Below are 1,287 nucleotides of genomic sequence, written 5' to 3' on the forward strand. Positions count from 1 at the left end.
AACGTTTTTTGACACTTGGGGGTAGTCTTATTTCTTAAGTTGATGGGCATGGGGTACGACCTCAATTAAGAAGGTTTCTTCAATTAATAGAAATGTATGTACATACACATTGTATTTTCATTCCATAACTTTTAAAATTTTGTTCACGATAGTTTGATATTGTAAAAAAAGAAAATATGTGGCACGATATCACTTTGTTTTTTATATAGCTTTGTTTTTTATATAGCTTTGCAATTAAACTATAGTATTATATTTTTTCTTCATTATTGAAATTAGTAATAATAAAATGTATTATTGAAAAGCACAATTTATAATTCAAGTAATCAAGCATATGTACCTATAATAATTTGAACATTCAGAAATTATAATATTGTCTAAAAACGAGGTGAGATTCATAGAAACAGTACATATTAAGTGGTATGGCATGTATAGTATAAATGACTTTTATAATAGGGAAGAAGCTTCTAAGAAGGGGATATTTGCAATCTCTAGAGTATATGCTAAGAATGTAACATTGCTCTATATAGGACAAACCAAAAGAAGCTTTATACAAAAGATAAGAGAACTTAATAAAGAGTGGACTTTTGATGAGAGCGAATTAAAGATTACATTAGGAATAATAGAATTTCCTAGTGGTGAAATTTACTCTGAAAAGAAGGTAAAAGAGATAAAATCTCTTTTGATTTTACGACATACCCCATTAGAAAACGAAACATCTTTATTATACTATAGAGGGAAATTTAATTTAAAAATTATAAATAAGGGAAGAAGAGGCTTAATTGTTAAAAAGCTTTCTACAGGAGATCTAATGTGGACGTAATTGGAATCACCTTTGAATAAAATTGAAGGTTTCTTAAGTGCAGAAGCTTATCAATTTTTAATGTATTAAACTATTTTGAATAACATATGTCAGATACTTGAAAAAACACAAATTATATTATGATATGAAATCCTGTATGGAAAGTGTAGTTTATTTCTATTGTTTAATAAAAATATTAAGAATTTTAGGGATAATACATAAAGAGTAGAGGAGAAAGTAAACACGGAGGTTTGAAGAATGGGACAAGTAAGCAGATTTCAAGAAAAACAACAGAATCGTCGTCAAAAGGCAATTTTTAATATTGCATTTACTTTGGTATTAGTGACAGTTGGTATAGTGACATACCAATTGTTTATTTCTTCTAATACATCAACGAAAGCAATTGCTCAAGAAAAGAAAGTAACAAAGATAGAAGAGAAGAAAACTGAAGATAAAGAAACAGCAAAGATAGAAGAGAAGAAAACTGA

Annotated in this window: 1 protein-coding gene and 1 pseudogene; both read left to right on the top strand. The window is 27.7% G+C overall.

The features are described from left to right. Positions 1-385: 385 nt before the first annotated feature. The gene (locus ACODS7_RS32055) at positions 386-820 is read left to right on the top strand and encodes a hypothetical protein (protein WP_002094078.1); all 435 of its coding nucleotides are present in this window, start codon (positions 386-388) and stop codon (positions 818-820) included. 237 nt (positions 821-1,057) lie between these two features. Further along, positions 1,058-1,287, top strand: a pseudogene (locus ACODS7_RS32060) (YrrS family protein); the annotation flags it as partial.

This window comes from Bacillus sp. FG16, from assembly GCF_057809515.1.